The 20,393-nt window shown below is 68.9% G+C and carries 27 protein-coding genes and 1 tRNA gene; 17 read left to right on the top strand and 11 right to left on the bottom strand.

From position 1 onward, the window contains the following. Positions 1-111 precede the first annotated feature (111 nt). The 4 genes from rplU (at position 112) to proB (ending at position 3,438) form a co-directional block, all read left to right on the top strand. Positions 112-420 (top strand): 50S ribosomal protein L21, encoded by a 309-nt coding sequence (gene rplU, locus G531_RS0103560; RefSeq protein ID WP_026926201.1) that lies wholly within the window; start codon positions 112-114, stop codon positions 418-420. 9 nt (positions 421-429) lie between these two features. Then, positions 430-699 carry a 50S ribosomal protein L27 gene (gene rpmA, locus G531_RS0103555; protein WP_026926200.1) on the top strand — a complete coding sequence of 90 codons (270 nt, stop codon included), beginning with the start codon at positions 430-432 and terminating at the stop codon, positions 697-699. A gap of 128 nt (positions 700-827) precedes the next feature. Continuing rightward, positions 828-2,288, top strand: coding sequence for a GTPase ObgE (gene obgE, locus G531_RS20165; protein WP_035757212.1), 1,461 nt, complete (start codon positions 828-830; stop codon positions 2,286-2,288). Then, positions 2,281-3,438: a glutamate 5-kinase gene (gene proB, locus G531_RS0103545; protein ID WP_026926199.1), complete on the top strand. Its 1,158-nt coding sequence runs from the start codon at positions 2,281-2,283 to the stop codon at positions 3,436-3,438. Before obgE ends, proB begins: the two co-directional genes overlap by 8 nt. A 7-nt stretch (positions 3,439-3,445) precedes the next feature. Here the strand turns inward: proB and G531_RS0103540 are convergent, their stop codons facing one another. Further along, the gene (locus G531_RS0103540; RefSeq protein ID WP_026926198.1) at positions 3,446-4,330 is read right to left on the bottom strand and encodes an alpha/beta fold hydrolase; all 885 of its coding nucleotides are present in this window, start codon (positions 4,328-4,330) and stop codon (positions 3,446-3,448) included. Positions 4,331-4,437: 107 nt separating this feature from the next. Between G531_RS0103540 and G531_RS0103535 the strand changes: the two genes are divergently transcribed. The 6 genes from G531_RS0103535 (at position 4,438) to G531_RS0103510 (ending at position 7,775) form a co-directional block, all read left to right on the top strand. Continuing rightward, positions 4,438-5,685 (top strand): glutamate-5-semialdehyde dehydrogenase, encoded by a 1,248-nt coding sequence (locus G531_RS0103535; RefSeq protein WP_026926197.1) that lies wholly within the window; start codon positions 4,438-4,440, stop codon positions 5,683-5,685. Positions 5,686-5,703: 18 nt separating this feature from the next. Further along, complete coding sequence (locus G531_RS25595; RefSeq protein ID WP_155827936.1) at positions 5,704-5,856, top strand: hypothetical protein; 153 nt, start codon at positions 5,704-5,706, stop codon at positions 5,854-5,856. Positions 5,857-5,946: 90 nt separating this feature from the next. After that, a complete protein-coding gene (gene nadD / locus G531_RS0103525) occupies positions 5,947-6,528 on the top strand; it encodes a nicotinate-nucleotide adenylyltransferase (protein ID WP_145978725.1) in 582 nt (193 codons plus the stop codon). Positions 6,529-6,570: 42 nt separating this feature from the next. Further along, on the top strand, positions 6,571-6,993 hold the full coding sequence (gene rsfS, locus G531_RS20160) for a ribosome silencing factor (RefSeq protein WP_051214993.1): 423 nt from the start codon (positions 6,571-6,573) through the stop codon (positions 6,991-6,993). After that, complete coding sequence (locus G531_RS0103515) at positions 6,990-7,601, top strand: histidine phosphatase family protein (RefSeq protein WP_026926195.1); 612 nt, start codon at positions 6,990-6,992, stop codon at positions 7,599-7,601. The genes rsfS and G531_RS0103515 overlap by 4 nt, the downstream gene beginning before the upstream one ends. Before the next feature lie 98 nt (positions 7,602-7,699). Next, positions 7,700-7,775: transfer RNA gene (locus G531_RS0103510), tRNA-Ala, on the top strand. A 610-nt stretch (positions 7,776-8,385) separates the two neighbouring features. Here G531_RS0103510 and G531_RS0103505 read toward each other — a convergent pair. The 3 genes from G531_RS0103505 to G531_RS0103495 all read right to left on the bottom strand — a co-directional run bounded on the left by G531_RS0103505 (position 8,386) and on the right by G531_RS0103495 (position 11,534). Continuing rightward, positions 8,386-10,134, bottom strand: coding sequence for an aldehyde dehydrogenase family protein (locus G531_RS0103505; RefSeq protein ID WP_026926194.1), 1,749 nt, complete (start codon positions 10,132-10,134; stop codon positions 8,386-8,388). Positions 10,135-10,264: 130 nt separating this feature from the next. Then, positions 10,265-11,140: an amidohydrolase family protein gene (locus tag G531_RS0103500; RefSeq protein WP_026926193.1), complete on the bottom strand. Its 876-nt coding sequence runs from the start codon at positions 11,138-11,140 to the stop codon at positions 10,265-10,267. A gap of 28 nt (positions 11,141-11,168) precedes the next feature. Next, on the bottom strand, positions 11,169-11,534 hold the full coding sequence (locus G531_RS0103495) for a DUF2255 family protein (RefSeq protein WP_026926192.1): 366 nt from the start codon (positions 11,532-11,534) through the stop codon (positions 11,169-11,171). An 85-nt stretch (positions 11,535-11,619) separates the two neighbouring features. Between G531_RS0103495 and G531_RS0103490 the strand changes: the two genes are divergently transcribed. Genes G531_RS0103490 through G531_RS0103475 form a run of 4 tightly spaced genes read left to right on the top strand, consistent with a single transcriptional unit; the run spans position 11,620 to position 13,719 of the window. Further along, on the top strand, positions 11,620-12,249 hold the full coding sequence (locus tag G531_RS0103490; protein WP_026926191.1) for a ClpP family protease: 630 nt from the start codon (positions 11,620-11,622) through the stop codon (positions 12,247-12,249). Next, positions 12,246-12,833, top strand: coding sequence for a ClpP family protease (locus G531_RS0103485; RefSeq protein ID WP_026926190.1), 588 nt, complete (start codon positions 12,246-12,248; stop codon positions 12,831-12,833). Before G531_RS0103490 ends, G531_RS0103485 begins: the two co-directional genes overlap by 4 nt. A gap of 50 nt (positions 12,834-12,883) precedes the next feature. Next, a complete protein-coding gene (locus G531_RS0103480; RefSeq protein ID WP_026926189.1) occupies positions 12,884-13,225 on the top strand; it encodes an ArsR/SmtB family transcription factor in 342 nt (113 codons plus the stop codon). Then, positions 13,222-13,719, top strand: coding sequence for an SRPBCC family protein (locus G531_RS0103475; RefSeq protein WP_026926188.1), 498 nt, complete (start codon positions 13,222-13,224; stop codon positions 13,717-13,719). The genes G531_RS0103480 and G531_RS0103475 overlap by 4 nt, the downstream gene beginning before the upstream one ends. A 91-nt stretch (positions 13,720-13,810) precedes the next feature. On the opposite strand, the gene G531_RS0103470 is transcribed toward G531_RS0103475, so the two are convergent. The 7 genes from G531_RS0103470 to G531_RS0103440 all read right to left on the bottom strand — a co-directional run bounded on the left by G531_RS0103470 (position 13,811) and on the right by G531_RS0103440 (position 18,064). Then, the gene (locus G531_RS0103470; protein WP_026926187.1) at positions 13,811-14,146 is read right to left on the bottom strand and encodes a type II toxin-antitoxin system PemK/MazF family toxin; all 336 of its coding nucleotides are present in this window, start codon (positions 14,144-14,146) and stop codon (positions 13,811-13,813) included. Then, a complete protein-coding gene (locus G531_RS0103465; protein ID WP_026926186.1) occupies positions 14,143-14,379 on the bottom strand; it encodes a hypothetical protein in 237 nt (78 codons plus the stop codon). Before G531_RS0103465 ends, G531_RS0103470 begins: the two co-directional genes overlap by 4 nt. A gap of 159 nt (positions 14,380-14,538) precedes the next feature. Then, the gene (locus tag G531_RS0103460) at positions 14,539-14,904 is read right to left on the bottom strand and encodes a helix-turn-helix domain-containing protein (RefSeq protein ID WP_026926185.1); all 366 of its coding nucleotides are present in this window, start codon (positions 14,902-14,904) and stop codon (positions 14,539-14,541) included. A gap of 255 nt (positions 14,905-15,159) precedes the next feature. Next, a complete protein-coding gene (locus tag G531_RS0103455; protein ID WP_026926184.1) occupies positions 15,160-15,360 on the bottom strand; it encodes a hypothetical protein in 201 nt (66 codons plus the stop codon). Positions 15,361-15,916: 556 nt separating this feature from the next. After that, positions 15,917-17,158, bottom strand: coding sequence for an RNA polymerase sigma factor (locus G531_RS0103450; protein ID WP_026926183.1), 1,242 nt, complete (start codon positions 17,156-17,158; stop codon positions 15,917-15,919). Then, positions 17,155-17,478, bottom strand: a complete 324-nt coding sequence (locus G531_RS0103445; RefSeq protein ID WP_026926182.1) for a YciI family protein — start codon at positions 17,476-17,478, stop codon at positions 17,155-17,157. The genes G531_RS0103450 and G531_RS0103445 overlap by 4 nt, the downstream gene beginning before the upstream one ends. Before the next feature lie 7 nt (positions 17,479-17,485). Next, positions 17,486-18,064: a dihydrofolate reductase family protein gene (locus G531_RS0103440; RefSeq protein ID WP_026926181.1), complete on the bottom strand. Its 579-nt coding sequence runs from the start codon at positions 18,062-18,064 to the stop codon at positions 17,486-17,488. A gap of 115 nt (positions 18,065-18,179) precedes the next feature. Here G531_RS0103440 and G531_RS0103435 point away from each other — a divergent pair, with 115 nt between their 5' ends. The 3 genes from G531_RS0103435 to G531_RS0103425 all read left to right on the top strand — a co-directional run bounded on the left by G531_RS0103435 (position 18,180) and on the right by G531_RS0103425 (position 20,388). After that, positions 18,180-18,992, top strand: coding sequence for an ArsR/SmtB family transcription factor (locus G531_RS0103435; protein WP_026926180.1), 813 nt, complete (start codon positions 18,180-18,182; stop codon positions 18,990-18,992). A gap of 113 nt (positions 18,993-19,105) precedes the next feature. Continuing rightward, positions 19,106-19,534, top strand: a complete 429-nt coding sequence (locus G531_RS0103430) for a cupin domain-containing protein (RefSeq protein WP_026926179.1) — start codon at positions 19,106-19,108, stop codon at positions 19,532-19,534. After that, positions 19,531-20,388: an aldo/keto reductase gene (locus G531_RS0103425; RefSeq protein ID WP_026926178.1), complete on the top strand. Its 858-nt coding sequence runs from the start codon at positions 19,531-19,533 to the stop codon at positions 20,386-20,388. Before G531_RS0103430 ends, G531_RS0103425 begins: the two co-directional genes overlap by 4 nt. The last annotated feature ends 5 nt before the right edge of the window (positions 20,389-20,393 follow it).

The raw sequence follows: 20,393 nt of genomic DNA, 5'->3' as shown, positions 1-20,393 counted from the left end.
GTCTTAATCCTCGGTGCCGGTACGCCTTGACGGCGCGCAGTTCCGTTGGCCATGGGCCTGGGACCGCAGCGGTGCACAAGTCTTGAGACAGCAACAGAGAGTAGGTTCGCCGTGTACGCGATCGTGCGCAGTGGCGGCCGCCAGCACAAGGTGGCCGTGGGCGACATTGTCGAGATCGACAAGGTCGCCGAAGAGGTGGGCTCCAGCGTGTCGCTGCAGCCGCTGCTGGTGGTGGACGGCGATTCCGTCACCTCCGACAAGGGTGCCCTGGACAAGGTGTCGGTGACCGCTGAGGTGCTGGCCGAGACCAAGGGCCCGAAGGTTCGGATCCTGAAGTACAAGAACAAGACCGGGTACAAGAAGCGTCAGGGCCATCGCCAGCGCTACACCCAGGTCAAAGTCACCGGCATCGAGAGCTGAGGCGGAACCATGGCACATAAGAAGGGCGCATCCTCGTCCAAGAACGGTCGCGATTCCAAGGCACAGCGCCTCGGAGTGAAGCGGTTCGGTGGTCAGCTGGTCAACGCCGGCGAGATCATCGTCCGCCAGCGGGGCACCCACTTCCACCCCGGTGACGGGGTCGGTCGGGGCAGCGACGACACCCTGTTCGCGCTGCGCGAGGGCCACGTCGAGTTCGGCACCCGCCGCGGCCGCAACGTGATCAACATCAAGCCGGTCGAGGTGGCCGCGGCCCAGTGAGGCCACAGCACCACAGCTGAGCGCATACGCTTTGAGGGCGGTCCGGAGATTCCTGGGCCGCCCTTCGCGCATTCCCCACAACCGCGGGACGCCGCGCGAGAACCGAACCAGCAAGAACGGGCAACAACATGGCCATCCCCTCCTTCGTCGATCAGGTGACCCTCGAGGTCGCCGGGGGTAACGGCGGACACGGTTGCGCCTCGGTGCACCGGGAGAAGTTCAAGCCGCTGGGCGGACCCGACGGCGGGAACGGCGGCCACGGCGGCTCGGTCATTCTGCGCGTCGATTCCGGCCTGACCACCCTGGTCGACTACCACCGCAGCAACAAGCGCCGCGCCACCAACGGGCAGCCCGGCAAGGGCGACCACCAGAACGGCGCCAACGGTGACGACATCGTGTTGAAGGTGCCCGAGGGCACCGTGGTCAGCGACGCCGAGACCGGCGAGGTGCTGGCCGACCTGACCGGGCCGGGAACCGAGTTCGTCGTGGCCGCCGGCGGGCGCGGCGGGCTGGGCAATGCCGCGCTGGCCACCTCCGCCCGCAAGGCACCCGGGTTCGCCCTGCTCGGGGAGGAGGGGGAGGCGCGTACGGTCACCCTGGAACTCAAGGTCGTCGCCGACGTCGGCCTGGTCGGATTTCCCAGCGCCGGCAAGTCCTCGCTGATCGCCGCGATCTCCCGGGCCCGGCCGAAGATCGCGGACTACCCGTTCACCACCCTGGTGCCGAACCTCGGGGTGGTCGTGGCCGGGGACACGACGTTCACCGTCGCCGACGTCCCGGGTCTGATCGAGGGGGCCTCGCTGGGCAAGGGGCTGGGCCTGGACTTCCTGCGGCACATCGAACGCTGCGCCGCGCTGGTGCATGTCATCGACACCGCGACCTTCGAGCCGGGCCGCGATCCGCTGAGCGACCTGGACGTGATCGAGGCCGAACTCGCCGCGCACGGGGGACTGGAGGACCGGCCCCGACTGGTGGCGCTGAACAAGGTCGACGTGCCCGACGGCCATGATCTGGTCGACCTGGTGCTGGAGGACGTCAAGGCCCGGGGCATGCGTACGTTCGTGATCTCGACCAAGACCGGCGAGGGTCTGCGCGCGCTGACGTACGCCATGGCCGACCTGGTCGAACAGCGCCGGGCCAACGCACCGGAGCCGGAAGCGCCGCGGATCGTGATCCGGCCCAAGCCGGTCGACGGCGGCGACAGCTTCACCATCCGGCAGATGGGCGACGGCGAGGGCGGCTTCATCTGGCGCGTACGCGGCGACAAGCCCGAACGCTGGGTCCGGCAGACCGATTTCACCAATGCCGAAGCGGTGGGCTACCTGGCCGACCGGCTGAACCGGATCGGGATCGAGGACGAACTGTTGCGGCTGGGCGCCCACGCCGGCGATGCGGTCGCGATCGGTGGCGAGGATGCGGTCGTGTTCGACTTCGCGCCCCAGATCGAGGGCGGCGCGGAGATTCTGGGCCGCCGCGGTGAGGACGTACGCCTGGAGCACGAACGCCCGGCGGCGGTCCGCCGACGGGAGAAGGACGCCGACTACCACGCCCGCAAGGCGGCCGGGGACGGCGATGGCGACGATGCCTGAGCCGGCGGTCGCGGCCGAGGAGTCGGTCCGCAGCCGGATCGGCGCCGCGCACCGGGTGGTGGTCAAGGTCGGATCGTCCTCGCTGACCACGCCCGAGGGTGGGCTGGCGCCGTCCCGACTGCAGCGGCTGGTGGACGCGCTCGCCGATGCCCGGGACCGCAACCGCGAGGTCGTCCTGGTCTCCTCCGGCGCGATCGCCACCGGCCTGATGCCGCTGGGACTGCAGGAGCGCCCGCGGGACCTGGCGACGCAGCAGGCCGCCGCGTCGGTCGGGCAGGGGCTGCTGGTCGCGCACTACACCCGGCGCTTCCTGGAGCGTGGCTACACCGTCGGACAGGTACTGCTGACCGAGGACGATGTGGTCCGCCGCGGGCAGTACCGCAACGCGAATCGGACCCTGACCCGACTGCTGGAGCTCGGGGTGGTGCCGATCATCAACGAGAACGACACCGTCGCCAGCCAGGAGATCCGCTTCGGCGACAACGACCGGCTGGCCGCCCTGGTCGCCCATCTGGTCCGCGCGGATGCGCTGATCCTGCTGTCGGATGTCGATGCGCTCTACACCGATCATCCGGCCAACCCCGGGGCCCGACGGATCGCGGAGGTACGCGACCCGCAGGATCTGCTCGGGGTCGACACCTCCCGGATCGGGTCGCGGGTGGGCACCGGCGGGATGACCACCAAGGTCGAGGCCGCCCAGATCGCCACCTCGGCGGGGATTCCGGTGCTGCTGACCAACGCCGACCAGTGCGTCGAGGCGCTGGCCGGGGGAGATGTCGGCACCTGCTTCCATGTCACCGGACGCCGGCGTGGGGCCCGGCAACTGTGGGTGGCGCACGCCACCCGGGCCGAGGGGGACCTGGTGATCGACGCCGGGGCCGCCCGGGCGCTCACCGAACGCGACGCCAGCCTGTTGCCGGTGGGGATCACCGAGGTCCGCGGCGACTTCCACGAGGGCGATCCGGTCAACATCGTCGATCCGGACAATCTGGTGATCGCCCGCGGCCTGGCCGGCTTCGATGCCGACGATCTGCGCCGGATGAAGGGGCTGACCACCGCCCGGCTGCTGGACACGCTCGGGCCGGACTTCGGCGGTACCGCCGTCCACAAGGACGCCCTGGTCGTGCTGCCCCGGGCCCGCCCGCTCTGATCGGCCCTCAGCCGATGAACGGGCTCAGCGTCTCCACCACCGGGAACGACTGCCACAGCCCGTGCCGGCCCTTCGGCACCGTGACCACCTGGACCGGGCTGCCGCCCTTGCGCAGATGCTCGGCGAGCCGGGTCACCGCACCGGCCGGCGCGAGGCGGGAGGAACCGCCGTGGATCAGGGTGTACGCCGGGTGGTTCAGTGCGGTCAACTTGCCCAGCACGTGCGGCATCTCCGCCCGCGACAGTGCCCAGACCAGGTGCGCCAGGGTCGTCCAGGCGGCGGGATCGCTGACCACGGTCGGCTCGGACCGGGGCACGTCGACCAGGTCGGCGTTGTCGGCCAGGTGTCGGCCCAGACGCAGATTCTCCCGGCCGTTGCGTACGCCCAGCCGGATCACATCGGTCTTCTCGATCGCCACCGGCTCGACCAGGGTGACCGCGCGGACCGGGATCGCGGCCTTGGCCAGCCGCCAGGCGAGGGCGGAGCCGGAGGAACAGCCCATCGAATAGCCGATCACGCTGACCGGCTCGTCGAGGAACTCCGGGGCCGCCTGCTTCAGCGCGGCGTACATGTCGTCGGCGACCTTGGCGAAGGAACCGCGGCGCAGGCTGGACCAGGACCGAGTGGACTGGCCCTGGGACGCGAGCCAGCCGGGGGTGTCGAGGACCAGGACCGGGCGGCGCTGCAGCGAGGCGAGGTAGCGATAGCGGGCGACCTCGAAGTCATTGAGTTCGGCCATGATGCCGAGGGTGGCGATCAGCGGTGGGGCACCGGAGCGGGGTCCGTCGGGTTCGATCACGGCCACGTGCAGTCGGGTGTGGTCGATGACCGTCTCGGTCATCCGGACCGGAAGCGTGTCCGGTCCTGGATACTGCTGAATCAGTGTGCTCATCGTCGGTGCGTCCTCCTCTGCGGTGTGGCTGTCCTTCGTGCCGACCTCTGTTCCATTGTCTCCCCGGGGGCAAAGCGTGTCAGGCGCTCCCCGGTAATCTGTGGGGCATGAATGATCAGCTTGCCGCCCAGTGCCTGTCCGCGCGGGAGGCCGCGCGCGTTCTCGCGGTGACCCACCGCGCCGCCAAGGATGCGGCACTGCACGCGATGGCCGATGCGCTGCTCGCCGCCGAGGAACCGATTCTGGCCGCGAACGGGGCCGATATCGCGACCGCCGAGGGGGCCGGGACCCCGGCGTCCCTGCTGGACCGGCTGCGGCTGTCGCCGGTCCGGCTGGGCCAGATGGCGACCGGGCTGCGGGACCTGGCCGGGCTGCCCGATCCGGTCGGGGACGTGGTCCGGGGGTGGACCAATCCCAACGGCGTGGAGGTACGCCAGGTGCGGGTCCCCTTCGGCGTGATCGGGATGATCTACGAGGCCCGACCCAACGTCACCGCCGATGCCGCCGGGATCTGCCTGAAGGCGGGCAACGCGGTACTGCTGCGCGGGTCCTCCTCGGCGGTGAACTCGAATCGGGCGATCACCGCGGCGCTGCAGGACGGGCTGGCCGCGGCGGGGCTGCCGCGGGAGTCGGTGCAACTGGTCGAAGGGGGCCGGGAGGTCACCACCGAACTGATGGGGGCGCGCGGGCAGGTCGATGTGCTGATCCCGCGTGGCGGCGCCGGCCTGATCAATGCCGTGGTGGAGAACTCCAAGGTGCCGGTGATCGAGACCGGGACCGGGAACTGTCACCTGTACGTCGATGCGGCCGCCGACCTCGACATGGCGGTGACGATCGCGTTGAATGCCAAGACGCAGCGGCCGTCGGTGTGCAACGCGGTCGAGACGCTGCTGGTGCACGAGCAGGTGGCCGAGGCGTTCTTCGCCCGGGCGGGCGAGGTGCTGGGCGGGGCCGGCGTACAACTGCACGGGGACGCCCGGGTGCTGGAGCTGTCGCCGGGTGCGGTGGCGGCGACCGAGGCCGACTTCGAGGCGGAGTGGTTGTCGCTGGACCTGTCGGCGAAGGTGGTCGGCTCGATCGACGAGGCGCTGGCCCATGTGCGGCGGTACAGCACGGGGCATTCGGAGATGATCGTCAGCAATGATGCGACCGCGCAGCATCGCTGGGTGCACGAGGTGGACGCCGCGGCGGTGCTGGTCAACGCGTCCAGCCGATTCGTCGACGGCGGGGAGTTCGGATTCGGGGCCGAGATCGGGATTTCGACCCAGAAATTGCATGCGCGCGGACCGATGGGCCTGCCGGAGATGACTTCGACGAAATACGTTGTGGTCGGAACAGGGCAGACCCGGGCCTGACCCGATAAGGTGCCTGCTATGTCTGCTTTTCTGGTGACCCTCGCGGCCGGCCACGAGATCGTGAATCCGTTGCCGATCCCGAACTGGGGCTTCTTCGTGATCGCCCTGCTGGGCCTGTTGATCGCGCTCGGGATCACCCGGGCCGCCGGCCACAGCCGGCCGCGCAACTGAACGGTGCGGCGACGGTGAGTGACACCGCGCGTGAGTGAACTGGGTCTTGCCCGACCCAAGGGCGAGAACCGACGGTATCGCCTCGGGGTGATGGGCGGCACGTTCGATCCGATCCATCATGGGCACTTGGTGGCCGCCTCCGAGGTGGCCTCGAAGTTCGCCCTGGACGAGGTCGTGTTCGTGCCCACCGGCGTACCGTGGCAGAAGAAGAACCGCGAGGTCTCCGGAGCGGAGGACCGGTATCTGATGACGGTCATTGCGACCGCCTCGAATCCCCGGTTCACCACGTCCCGGGTCGATATCGTGCGCCCCGGGGACACCTTCACCGTGGATACCCTGAAGGACCTGCAGGCCCAGCGGGGCCCGGATGTGGACCTGTACTTCATCACCGGCGCCGACGCCCTGGCGCAGATCCTCACCTGGCGCGGGGCCGACGAACTGTTCGACCTGGCGCACTTCGTCGGGGTGTCCCGGCCCGGGGTGGAGTTGGAGTCGCCCGCGGTCGATCATCTGCCCGCGGACAAGGTGACCCTGCTGGAGATTCCGGCGATGGCGATCTCCTCGACCGACTGTCGGCAGCGGGTGCACGTCGGGGAGCCGATCTGGTATCTGGTGCCCGATGGCATCGTGCAGTACATCGCCAAACGCGGGCTCTATCAGGACGGTGAATGACGGCGATGACCACAGTACGGGCGAACCCCTCGAGAGGACTCCATGGCGGCAACTGAACAAGCGATCACCCTGACCAAGGTGGCGGCCGAGGCCGCCGAGAACAAGCTGGGCAAGAAGCTGATCGCGCACGATGTATCCGAGCAACTGGCGATCACCGACGTGTTCCTGCTGGTCTCGGCGAGCAATGAGCGCCAGGTCTCGGCGATCGTGGATGAGATCGAGCTCCAGCTGCGCGAGCAGTGCCAGGTCAAGCCGGTACGTCGCGAGGGCGACCGGGAGAATCGGTGGGTGCTGCTGGACTACATCGACCTCGTGGTGCACATCCAGCACGAGGAGGAGCGCGGCTTCTACGCCCTGGAGCGGCTGTGGAAGGACACTCCGCGGATCGAGCTGGGGATGACCGAGGAGGTCCCGATGCCCGAGCACGCCCCCGCGGCAGAGCTCGAGGGCAGGGCCGGGGCATGACCGCCGGCCGGCTGGTTGTGTGGCGGCACGGGCAGACCGACTGGAATCTGCAGGGCCGCTGGCAGGGGCAGACCGATGTCGAACTGAACGAGACCGGGATCTCCCAGGCGATCGCGGCCGCGCCCGGGGTGGCGGAGTACAAGCCGAACGAGATCTGGTCCTCGGACCTGAAACGGGCCACCCGGACCGCGGCGGAGTTGACCGGCCTGACCGGGTTGGGCGTACGCACCGACCCGCGGCTGCGGGAAATCTCGATGGGGGACTGGGAGGGCCTGACCAAGGCCGAGATCCTGGCGAAGTATCCGCACCACCTGAATCCCGAATCGATCGATCAGATCCGCGGTGGGAACGGGGAGTCGTTGCTGCAGACCGCCGAGCGGGTCGCGCAGGCGCTGACCGACATTGCCGAGCAGGCGTCCGAGGGGGCGGTGGTCGCGGTGGTGATGCACGGTGCGGCGGCCCGGATCGGGGCCTTCCAGTTGGTCGGAGCGCCGTTGCACCCGGCCGGCTGGCTCGGCCCGTTGGAGAATTGCAAGTGGTTGGTGCTCGACCGTGACCTGGCGAAGGGGTGGCGGATCACGGCGTACAACCTCGGCGCGGACGCCTGAGACACGCCGGGGCGGCTCGATTTGGCACCGGCGCGGAATCCGCGCTATGGTTCTCTAGTTGCCTGAACGGGTCGGAAACGCCCGAGGCACTCCCACTCGGGGCATTGGCGCAGTTGGTAGCGCGCTTCCATGGCATGGAAGAGGTCAGGGGTTCGAATCCCCTATGCTCCACCACTAAAACCCCTGGCCAGGCCGCACATGCATGCGGAGGCCAGCAGGGCGTCGGCCCCGCGTCTACACAAACTGCTACACAATGCTGTCAGTTGCCGGTGGGCGAGCGGGGGACAGGCATGGAATCGATCCGCATATGGGTGCGCTGGGGATACTCGCCCTTCACGTGGACCAGTGAACACGGCAGGGGCGAGGTCGATCCCGAGGAGCTTCCGGTAAGTCCGGAGTTGAAGGCGGCCATGCACGATTGGGAGGACGCCTTCCTCCATCTTGACTACAACCCGATCAGAGGGGACCGGATCCCCCGAGACTACGTCCTTCAGGGCTGGGTCCTGGCTCGCCGATTGGCACGAGAACTGGGTCCGGCCCCGGCGGTCTACTGGTCCGGCGATCTGGCGCTGGATGCTCCTCGACCCCAATGACCGCCAACCGCAAGGTACGGTCAGGACGCTGTCGGCCTTAGGGTCAGCCAGTCGGTGATCGCCGCATCCACCGCGCAGGCGTGATCGGACGGTGGCTCGGGCTCGGAGCCGGGGGATGGTCGCGTTCCACATCGGCGCCAGGGCTGAGTCCACCGATCTGGTTCACCCCGAGCGCAGGTTGAGGGAAGTGGTCAGCCACGGAAGGCCGAGGCGAAAATGGCGGGCAGCTTCCCCCACGAGGGGTGCGCGGCGAACCCGGTCAGGCGACGGCTGGTCACCGGGGCGGTACGCACGGTCATGAACCACGGCGGCTTCGGGAACAGCGAGAACTCCCCGCCCAGCACCGAGCGCGGGAAGGGGCGGAACGGTCCGCGCACCACGCTGCGTTCCACGTCGTCGATCAGCAGCGCGTTGTGCACCACCCCGGTGCCGCTGCCGACATCGGTCAGGGTGTGGCCGGGGAACGCGCCCCACGGGGCCCGGGCGGCGAGGAACCCGAACCCGGTCCACACGTTCACCCCGATCGTGCCGTAGCGCAGGTCGGCGAGCAGGTCGTCGAACCGGGCCGGCCCGATGCTGCGTTGGGTCTGCGGGTCGATGAGGATGTTCGCGCCGAGGGTGCCGGCCAGATGCTCGTTCGCGTGGTCGATCGCGGTCTGCACGAACGCGTCGCCGGTGCCGGGGAGTTCGACCACGCCGAGCACGGCGGCGAACAGTTCGGTGTTCTCCAGCCAGTCCTGCTCCTCGGCTGTCTCGGGTGTCACCAGCACCCGCCGGCCGTCACCGAAGCTCTCGGCGCTGGGCCGTTCGCCGGCCGCGGTGACCCGCGCGGCGCTCCCGGGATACCAGGACGCCCGGGCGGGGACGCGGCGCAGCACGTCGCGCAGCTCGGTGAGGAACGCGTCGCGCTGCTCCCAGTCGGAGCTGAGGATCACCACCTGTCCGGCGATGCAGTTGTGGCCGGCGTTGTGCAGCCGCATGGTCGCGATGTGTTCGGCCTGGAAGCGCAGATCGGCCGGGGACCAGCGGCCCGGGACCACGATGACCGGGGACACCCCGCCCAGTTCGCTGGAGATCGGCACGGTCAGTCGCGGCGTCCCGGCCGCCCTGCGTCGGGCGGCGTCCGCCCCGGTGCCCCACACGATCGCGTCGTGGGTGGCCGCGCTGCCGGTGATGTGCACGTGATCGATGTCCGGATGCGAGGTCAGGTACGCACCCTCCGCGGCACCGCCCTGCACGATCCGAAGATAGCCGTCGCGGATCAGCGGCGACAGTGCCTGGCTGAGCACGGTCATCATCCCGGCGAGAATCGGATTGACCTTCAGCACAACGCCACGCCCGTACGCGACCAGCTCGTACAGCACATCCAGCGGAGCGATGGAGGTGATGTTTCCCGCGCCGAGCACGATCCCGACCCCGGGTTGCGGGTAGCCGGCGGCGATCCCGAGCCCGGCCCGCTCCCGCGCCTGCTCCGCGGTGACGTGCGGCAGGGTCCACACCTCGGCGGAGAACCCGTGCATCAGGATCGCTTCTCGCCGATCGTGGGGGAGAACCCGAATCCGGGAGCGGTCGCCGGGGGCGGGGGTGATCGTCGCGTCGTGCAACGGGCTCCGTCCGGCGGCGAGGTCGGCGAGAGTTGCGGCCAGCGCGCCCGTGCCGGCGAGCGCGGCGTACGGGCCGGACATCCATTCCTCCCCTGCGTACGGGCCGGCGAACGGGATGCCCTTGATCTCGCACGCGGTCCGGGCCCAACTGTCGGCCACCTCGACCATCGACTGATGCACCTCGGCGAGCACGGCGGCCCGCTCCGCGGCCGACAGCGCGCCCCACGCGGCCGATCCGGCACGCACCACCTGAATTGCGGAGTCCAGGGTCGGGAAGCCGGAGCCGGCCGGGCCCGGCCGATCCGACGGTGTGGGAACGGGGGTGACAGTGCTCATCGGATCTCCGTTTGATCGCCGTGGACGCCGAATCCCCTCGACGCTACTGATCAGTATGCAGCTGTGCGAAAGATCAGGGGAACGGGTGGCTGCTCAGACTTTCGGGTTCCTCATTGGGCACCGGAAAAGGTCACGCGTCCCCGAGCAGTCGCCGCGGCGTGTGCCAGAGCACGTCGGCCAGCCAGGCGTCGCCGAGTCCCCAGTTGGCCAGGACCTCGAGCTGGTGGGCGTAGGCGTACGGGATCGTCGGAAAATCGGTGCCCAGGACGACCTTGCCCGCCAACCGCGCCATCGTCTCGGGGTAGTCCGGCGGGATCGGCGCGAGCTGCTCCATGTAGCTGGTGCCCACCATGGTGGTGTCCAGATAGACGTTCGGATGCTGCTGGGCGAGCTCGGCGAACTCGGCGTAGTCGGGCAGCCCGCCGTGCGCGATCACCAGCACGAGCTCGGGATACCGCTCGACCAGTTCCCGGATCGGGCCGATCCCGGTGTGCTCGCCGCGATGCGGCCCGTTCCCGCAATGGATCACCACCGGCGTCCCGGCCGCCGCGATCTGCTGCCACGCGGGGGTGAGTCGGTCGTCGACGGGGGAGAAGTTGCCGACCTGGATGTGCACCTTGAACACGCGTACGCCGCCGGCCAGCGCGTCGGCGACCACCTGTTCGACCTCCGGCTCGGGGAAGAACGTGCCCGAGCTGATCACGGCGGGGTAGGTGGCGGCCAGCTCGCGGGAATAGTCGTTCAGCCACCCGGCCATGCCCGCGCGATGGGCATAGTTCAGCGTCGTGAACGCCCGGACCCCGAGGCGACGCAGGATCTCCACCCGTTCCTGATCGCTGAACCGGTAGGTCACCGGCCAGGGCGCGGCGCCGGTCTCGGCGACGCGATCGAAGAATCCCCACACCTTCTGTTGCACCCGGTCCGGCATGAAATGGACATGGAGATCAACGATCCCCGGGACGCCGAGGCGTTGCAACCAGTCGGGAATCATGTCGTCGGTCAGCACCGACGCAGCTTCTCACATCGATCCGACCTCAGCGGGGCTCGATCCGCAGTGTCGTGGACCGGGCCGTCGCGTTGGTGATGCCGTGGGTCGCGGACCCGGTGCCGTACTTGGCGTACAGCGCGGTGTCGATGTCGTCGTCATGGGCGCCGTCGCGGACGAAGGTGACCTCGTGCACGGTCCCGTCCCACTCGATGGCACCCTCGAAGTGGTGCACGATGCCCTTGTACCACTGCCCCTCGGCGCCGTACATCGACCGGATGTAGGGCGCCCCGGCAACGACCACGTGCCACACCGGGGTCAGGGTCCGGATCGACCCGTCCTTGCGTCGACCGGCGACGCGGATCTCGTACGCACTCCCGAGGGCGCGCAGTTCCCGCTCGGACCATTCAGCCATGACGGTTCCTTCCTCGCTGCTGCGGGCAGATCTGCCGACGGCGGAGATCGGGGGATCCGGCCGCGTGCGGCACAACCATGGAAACATGAGTGACGAAACCACAAACCCGCAGTTCTCCGACTTCGTCCGACGCGAACTGTACGAGCGCCGCGTCCTGGTGCTGGACGGCGCCCTCGACGACGACAACGGCACCCTGCTCGCGACCCAACTGATCGCCCTGGCCGGCGATGATCCGTACGCCGACATCGCCCTGTGGATCCATTCGCCCGGCGGCTCGGTGCCCGCCATGCTGGCGATCCGCGACGTGATGCGGACCATCCCCAACGACGTGTCCACCCTGGTGCTCGGCATTGCCTACAGCGCCGGGCAGTTCCTGCTCTCGGCCGGTACCCGGGGCAAACGCAAGGCCCTGCCCAACGCCCGCGTCCTGATGCACCAGGGCTCCGCCGGGATCGGTGGCACCGCCGTCGACATCGCGCTGCAGGCCGATGATCTGCGGCACACCCGCGACACCGTGCTCGGCCTGATCGCCGCGGATACCGGCCAGCCGCTGGAGCGGGTCTTCGAGGACTCGCTGCACGACCACTGGTACACCGCGGAGCAGGCCCGGGCGTACGGCTTCATCGACACGATCGTGACGTCCTTCCAGGACTATCGCCCGCAGGACCGCAGCACGGTCGGCTTCCGGAGCGCGCCGGAGGGAGCGGTCCGATGAGCAGCTACACCATTCCGAACGTGATCGCCCAGCATCCGCGCGGGGAACGGGTGATGGATGTCTACTCCCACCTGCTCACCGAGCGGGTGGTCTACCTCGGCACCAGCATCGACGCCGGGGTCGCGAATGCCCTGATCGCGCAGTTGCTGTACCTCGAGGCAGACAGCGACAGCCGCGACATCCAGCTCTACATCAACTGCGACGGAGGTGACCCGAGCGCGATGCTGGCGATCTACGACACGATGCGCTTCATCAAGCCCCGGGTGGCGACCACCTGCGTCGGCCAGGCCGTCGCGGTCGGCGCCGTGCTGCTTGCCGCCGGGGCATCCGGCAAGCGGGCCGCGCTGCCGCATGCGCGGATCGTGCTGCACCAGCCCGCGGGGCAGGGCCGGGGGAGTATTCCGGACCTGATTCTCCAGGCCGACGAAGTCATCCGGTTGCGCTCCGACATCGAGAGCGTGCTGGCCGAGCACACCGGGCAGAGCGTCGAGCGGCTGCGCGCCGACACCGATCACGATCGGGTCTTCACCGCCGCGACGGCCCGGGACTACGGCCTGCTGGATCACGTGATCGCCGAGCGGTGAGGCCGGGCGGGGTCTGGTCCTTCCAAAGCGTAAGTGATAGCTTACGGATTGTGAGTGTTGCAATCCGCGATCCGTGGTACGCCCTGGCGGATCCGACCCGACGACTGGTGTTCGGCAAGGTGGTGGCCCGGCCCCGCTCGGTGACCGAGATCGCCGACGAACTGCCGGTCAGTCGGCCCGCGGTCTCGCAACACCTGAAAGTGCTGCTGGACGCCGGCCTCGTCGATGTCGATCGCCAGGGGCGGGAGCGGCGCTACCGGCCTCGCCGTGAGGGGCTGGCCGAGCTTCGCCAGGAGCTCGAGTCCTACTGGGTGCAGACCCTGGACGCCTTCAAGAACCTGGCCGAAGAGAGCTATCGGGCGAACAATCCATCGGAAGGAACCACGCCATGACCAGTGCAAATCCGCAGGAACAGACCAGCCTGCACGTCTCGGTGACCGTCGAGACCCCCATCGAACATGCCTTCGGCGTCTTCACCGAGCGCTTCGATGAGATCAAGCCGCACGAACACAACCTGCTCGCCGTCCCGATCGCACGCACAGTGCTCGAGCCGCGGGTCGGCGGCACCATCTACGACGTCGGGGTGGATGGCAGCATCTGCACCTGGGCCCGGGTGCTCGCCTACGATCCGCCGCATCGGCTGGTGTTCAGCTGGGACATCGGCCCGCAGTGGCAGATCGAGTCCGATCCGAACCGCACCAGCGAAGTGGAGATCCGATTCGTCGCCGAGGCGCCGGAGCGTACGCGGGTGGACCTGGAACATCGCCACCTGGATCGGCACGGGGAGGGCTGGCAGGCCCTGTCCGGGCTCGATACCGGCAATGGCTGGCCGCTGTACCTGCAGCGTTTCCGGGCCGCCGCCGAGCGCAGTGCGGCCCGTGCCTGAGGTCGGCGCGGAAATCGGGTGTCTGGAGCACCTGCCACAGCTGACCGAGGACTGTTGCCTCACGAGGTCGGGCAGTACCTGGGTCCGGCTCTCACAGGTCGAGCACGAACCGCAGCGCTTGGTCGATCGCACGCATCTGGTCGGGCGCGACGACTCCGCGGCGAGAGGATAGTCGCACGGTCGAGATGACCCGGAGTTGATCACAGCGAGCGTACGACGTGTGGCTCAATCCGCTGCTGCCTGGCTCCACCTCTACATGACTGCGCAGGCCGTACGGGGTGGAGCCGATCGGTACGATCATGACAAATTGGCCGGGGCTGTTGTTCAGAATGTCGACCGATGCCACGACCGCCGGCCGCCGGTACGCTGACTCGTGACCGACGGGCTGACCCAGGTCGACGTCGTAGACCTCGCCTCGCCAGATCACGCCAGCGTGTCCCATTCCTGGCGTTCGGCCAGGTACTGCTCCCAGAGTTCAGGGTCGGCGCGGAGTCGCTCGTAGTCCTGGGCCAGACCGCGCAGGAACTCCTGCCGCTCCAGGGCATCAATGGCCGCGTGCACCACGTCGATGACCGAGGTCTGCCGGGCTTTGGCGAGGGAATTCAGTCGCTCGGAGTCCGGACGCCGGACCCGAACGGTGGTCGTATCCGAGGAACTCATGAGCCCATTGTGGACGAATTGTAGAGGGTGATCTCCCCGCTGGGGCAGGCAGCGAAGCATAACCCCGGGGAGCGAGCGCACCAGTCGTCGCTGCCCGCGACGAACCTTCGCTGCCATGGAGTGAAGTGCCGCTGCTCCGGCTCAGCTCGCCTCAGCGGGTCAGGCGGCCAGGGTGAAGTCGGCCCGGGTGGCGCCGGCGGGCACCGGACTGCTGACGGTCAGCGACCGGGCAACGTCGAGGGTGAGGTCAAGCAGTGTGGTGTCCAGCGCCTCGCTGACCGCGGCGATCATTTCGCTGGAGGGTTCCTTGCGGCCCCGCTCGATCTCGGAGAGATACTGCGGCGAGATCCCGGCTCGCGCGGCCACCTCACCCAGCGTGTCGCCGCGCTCGGCGCGTCGGGCCCGCAGGTGGTTTCCCAACAGGTGCCGCCACAACGGTTCGGGTTCCCGGGGCGACCGCGGCGGTGTGGTCGGGCGTACCGGCTGGGGCGTCTCGGCGCGGGCGGGAGCGGTCTGTTCGGTCATGCTCCACCGTACGTCCGCAGACCAACCCGGCACGCAGATTTCTGCTCAGAGCAGCGGCGCCGAGCCCAGGGGACCTGGGGCTGGGGCCGCGCGGGTGGTGCGTCCTGGACTCCGAGGTAGGGGGCCACTGCGTATTCGACCTGCGCGAGCTGGTCTCGAGTGAGGTAGTCGACCGGGTCGCCGACGACATGGTCGACATCGATGGAGCGAACTTGGTCGACGAGGCGCCCCAGGTCCGGTATTCGGCCCCTCGGATCACCAGGCCTCCGGCTCCGTCGTGAGATCTTCACACGTGAGTGTCTCTGCGTCGGTGCGGAACTGTTCCAGCCAGCGCTGGCGATCCAGTAGTCGCAGTGCGTGGCGCAATGTGTCCGAGGTGGTCGCGCCGGGTTGCGCCGCCTCGTGGAGGATGCGCTCGTCGTCCGGTGTGGGGCGGAAGCCGATAGGTGCGGCCACGGCGCCATTCCATCTGGTGTTCGACAACTGTTGAACGGCCATGCTCCGGGCCGGGTTGCACTGATCCGGTGGGCCGATCCTGCCACCAGTCGGGTCGTTTCGGCCGATTCCGTCGGTTGGGCGCCGAGTAGTGGCAGGATCCGCCCACGCTGCGGTTGTGCCCCGGGTTCGCGGCCCTTGGTGCGGTTCGCGGGGCCCGGTCGGTGGGGTGCGCGGGTCCTGCAGGGGCCGCGAACCCCTTGAGGGCCCGCGAGGTCCTGTGAAGGCCCGCGGTCCTGTAAGTGGTGTCGCCCGTGGCGGGCGCCCTGGGGAACACGACCGGTGGCAGCTGGACCGGTAGCGCTGACCCGATGACAGCGACCGGGTGTCCGGGCCGGGTTGCACTGATCCGGTGGGCCGATCCTGCCACCAGTCGGGTCGTTCCGGCCGATTCCGTCGGTTGGGCGCCGAGTAGTGGCAGGATCCGCCCACGCTGCGGTTGCGCCCCCGGGGTTCGCGGCCCTTGGCGCAGTACTCCGGCGGCAAGCCGGCGCTCCGGGTCGGCTGACGAACCGCGTCAGTCCGGCAATTCTGCGCGGCGGCGCGTCAGGTGGGCGATCTCTGCGGTGTTGCCGGCCAGCTCGATCGCGCGGTCGTACGCCGCCCGCGACTCCGAGTTCCGATCCAGCCGGCGCAACAAGTCGGCCCGGGTGGCGTGGTACGCGTGATAGTCGGCCAACGCCGCGGCAAGCGGGTCGAGGAGAGTCAGACCGGCCTGCGGCCCCTCCAGTTCGGCCACGGTGATCGCCCGATTGAGCGCGACCACCGGCGACGGGTCGAGGCGGATCAGCTGATCGTAGAGCGCCCGCAGTTGGGCCCAGTCGGTCTCGGCGATGCTCGGTGCCGAGGTGTGCACCGCCCCGATCGCCGCGAGGATCTGGAATCGCCCCGGCGCCTGGCCACCCCCGGCGGCGGCGACCAGGCATTCCCGGACCAGCCGATGGCCCTCGCCGATCAGCTCGGCATCCCACCGGTCCCGATCCTGCTCGGCCAGCGGAATCAATTCGCCCTCGGTCGAGAGGCGGGCGTTCCGCCGGGCCTCGGTCAGCAGCATCAGCGCCAGCAGGCCCGCAACCTCCCCGTCGTCGGGCAACAACTCCCGCAGCAGCCGCGCAAGCCGAATCGCCTCCCCGGTCAGCGCGGGCCGGATCGGATCCGCCTGCGGGCCAGTCGCCAGGTAGCCCTCGTTGAACACCAGATACAGCACCGTCAGGACCCCGGTCAGCCGGCCGGGCAGGTCCTCGGCCGACGGCACCCGGTAGGGGATTGCCGCCGCCCGGATCTTCGCCTTCGCCCGGCTGATCCGGCGGCCCATGGTGCTCTCACCGACCAGGAAGGCCCGGGCGATCTCGGGCATGGTCAGGCCGCCGACCAGACGCAGGGTCAGCGCCACCCGCGCCTGTGGGGCCAGGGCGGGGTGGCAGCAGGTGAAGATCAGCCGGAGTCGATCGTCCTCGATCGACTCGGCCGGTTCCGGTTCGGGGTCCGCCGAGAGCATCAGGGCCTGTCGATACTTGTCGTTGCGCAGGTGGTCCCGGCGGAGCCGATCGATCGCCCGCCGGTTCGCCGTCGTGGTCAGCCACCCTGCGGGATTCGGCGGTACGCCGTCGCGCGGCCACCGCTTGACCGCGGCCGCAAAGGCCTCGGCGGCGGATTCCTCGGCAAGGTCGAGGTCGCCGAAACGCCGGGCCAGCGTGGCGACGATCCGGACCCACTGCGCGCGGTGGGCGCCGACCAGGGCCTGCTCGACCCCGATCACCGGAACGGCCGCACCTCGATCTTGCGGTCGCAGGCCCGCGACGCGTCGTTCGCCAGCCGCAGCGCCACATCCAGATCCGGGACGTCCAAGACCCAGAACCCGGCCAGGTACTCCTTCGACTCCATGAACGGCCCGTCAGTGAGCAGTGGCTGGTCGCCCCGGTTGTCGACCACGGTGGCAGTGTCGGGATCGGCCAGGCCGCCGGCGAAGACCCAGTAGCCCTCGGCGATCAGCCGCTGGTTGAAGACGTCGATCGCCGGCTGTCGATCGGTGCTGCCGGGCTTGCTCAGGTCGTCGATCACTGAGATCAGGTACTGCATCTAGCGATCATCGCCGATCGTGGCGCGCGGGTCGATAGATGAGTTCCTGCGTACGCCCATCCAGGGTGCGTTGCTCGACCAGCTCGAGGTCGAAGTCCTCGGCGAGGTCGAGAATCCGCCCGTCCCCGGTCCGGCCCGTGAGCACCGGGAAGATCGTCAGGTGCAGAAAGTCGATCAGGCCGGCGGCCAGCAGCGTACGGTTCAGCGACAGACTGCCGTGGGAGCGCAGCGGCACCGGCGACTCGCGTTTGAGTCCGCCGACGATCTCCACCCCGTCACCGCTGACCACCGTGGCGTTTGCGCGATCGAGGTCGTGCAGGGTCGAGGAGATGACCGTCATCGGCAGATTCCACATCCGGGTGACCCACGGGTCGTAGGCCTCCGGATCGCTGTCGGCGGCCAGCATCTGCACGTGGGTGCGGTAGGTGGTTGCGCCGAAGATCATCCGCTGCGGTTGCTCGGCGATCTCGAGGCGACGGGCCAGCAGTTGGGGGCCCTGTTTGCCCCAGTACCCGCCCCAGTCCCCGTGGTGGGAGCCGAACCCGTCGATGCTGGAGAAGACGTCCCAGGTGTAGCTGGTGGACATGATGTTCCCTTCCGCGGCCCGCGGTGGGCCGCTCACCCCTGTTACGAACCGCATCGGTCGAATCGGACAGCGGCCGGTCTGGAAATAGGCAGGTATTTACCTGCATAATGGGGGCATGGATGAGGACACCGTGTTCCGGGCGCTGGCCGACCCGGGCCGGCGACGCCTGCTGGACATGCTGTACGCCCGATCCGGGTTGACCCTGGGTGAGTTGTGCGAGGGCCTGGACCTGCGCCGACAGTCGGTCAGCCAGCATCTGGACCTGCTGGAGTCCGCCGGCCTGGTGACCTCCGTCCGCTCCGGGCGGCGCAAACTGCACTACCTGAACCCGGTCCCCATCCACGAGATCCAGCGCCGCTGGATCCGCAAGTTCGAGCAGCCGCGCCTGGCGGCGCTCGAAGGCATCAAACAACGAGCAGAGGAGTCCGCCATGTCGACCTCAGCAACCACCACCAACACCGTGCCCGACTACGTCTACACCACCTACATCCGCGCCACCGCCGAGCAGGTCTGGGACGCGCTGACCGACGCCGACCTGACCGCCCGGTTCTGGGGGCACGCCCAGGTCTCCGACTGGCAGGTCGGCAGCCGGGTCGATCACGTCCGAACCGACGGATCGGGAATCCCCGATGTCTCCGGCCGGGTGATCGAAACCGACCGACCCCGCCGGCTGGTCTTCGGGTTCGGTGATCCGCAGTTCTACGACGACCCGACCCGCGAGCCGAGCGAGGTCGCCTTCGACATCGAGGCCGGCGCAGATATCGTGAAGCTCACCGTCACCCACACCAAGCTGTCCAGCGCCGAGGAACTCGACAACATCGGCCTGGGCTGGCCGGCGGTGTTCGCCAATCTCAAGACCCTGCTCGAGACCGGCGCCGTGCTGCCGCAGGCACCCTGGGAGTTCCACGCCGACCGGCGGGGCGCCTGAGGGGGATAAATCTCTCCCCGGATGATTCCTTCCACTTCTGTGCCGCGGTGCCGCGCGCCATGATCGAGATGGGCGTACCCGAGTCGGTGCGCCCGGATCCAGAAGGAGTCGCTATGAGCGAGATGGACATCGATCCGATCTTTCCGCGCGGTGACAAGAATGACGCGTACGCCGCGAACTTCATCGGGCAGAGCTACCTGAACATGCTCACCACTGAGGGTGTCGTCATCGGCAACGTGACGTTCGAGCCGGCCTGCCGCAACAACTGGCACATCCATCACGCGAGTTCCGGCGGTGGGCAGATCCTGCTGTGCACCGCGGGCAGCGGCTGGCACCAGATCGAGGGCCAGGAACCCGACGACATGGTGCCCGGCACCGTGATCCAGGTCCCGGCCGGGGTCAAGCACTGGCACGGCGCCAAGGCCGATTCGTGGTTCACCCACATCGCGATCGAGGTCCCCGGCATCGACGCCCACAACGAATGGCTGGAGCCGGTCACCGACGAGGTCTACAACAAGCTGAGCACGAAGGACAACGCATGAGCATTCTGAACGAGACCTACACCCTGGCCAACGGCATCGAGATCCCCAAGCTCGGCCTCGGCACCTGGTTCATCGACGACGCGCTGGCTGCCCAGGCGGTCCGGGACGCCATCGAGATCGGCTACCGCAATATCGACACCGCCCAGGCGTACGGCAATGAGCACGGCGTGGGAGAGGGCGTACGCACCAGCGGAGTCGCGCGCGGGGACCTGTTCGTGTCGACCAAGCTGGCCGCCGAGATCAAGGACTACGACGCCGCGGTCGCCGCGATCGACGGGTCGCTGGCCACGCTGGGTCTGGACTACATCGACCTGATGCTGATCCACAGCCCGCAGCCTTGGGACGACTTCCGCGGCGGCGACTACGCCGACGGCAACCGGGCCGCCTGGCGGGCACTGGAGGAGGCGTACCGGGCGGGCAAGCTGCGCTCGATCGGGGTGTCCAACTTCCGCGAGGCCGACCTGGCCAACATCGCCGAGGGGGCCGGCGTCGTCCCGCACGTCAATCAGGTGCTGGCCCACGTCGGCAACACCCCCAGTGAGCTCATCGCCCATTGCGCCGAGCAGGGAATCCTGGTCGAGGCGTACTCGCCGATCGCGCACGGCGCGATGCTGAAGAACCCCGAGGTGGCCGCGCTGGCCGACACCTATGGGGTGAGCGTGCCGCAACTGTGCATCCGCTACACCCTGCAGCTGGGCACGGTGTCGCTGCCGAAGACCGCGAACCCCGACCACATGCGGTCCAACGCCCAGGTCGATTTCGAGATCTCGGCTGCCGACATGGCAACCCTGGAGGGGATGAAGGCCGCCGACTACGGCGACTACAGCGCCTTCCCGGTCTTCGCGGGCAAGTGAGGAGC

Origin of the sequence: Granulicoccus phenolivorans DSM 17626 = NBRC 107789 = JCM 15570 (genome assembly GCF_000423085.1) — a bacterium.
GTDB classification, from domain to species: domain Bacteria; phylum Actinomycetota; class Actinomycetes; order Propionibacteriales; family Propionibacteriaceae; genus Granulicoccus; species Granulicoccus phenolivorans.
This window is presented reverse-complemented; position numbering and strand designations above follow the sequence as displayed.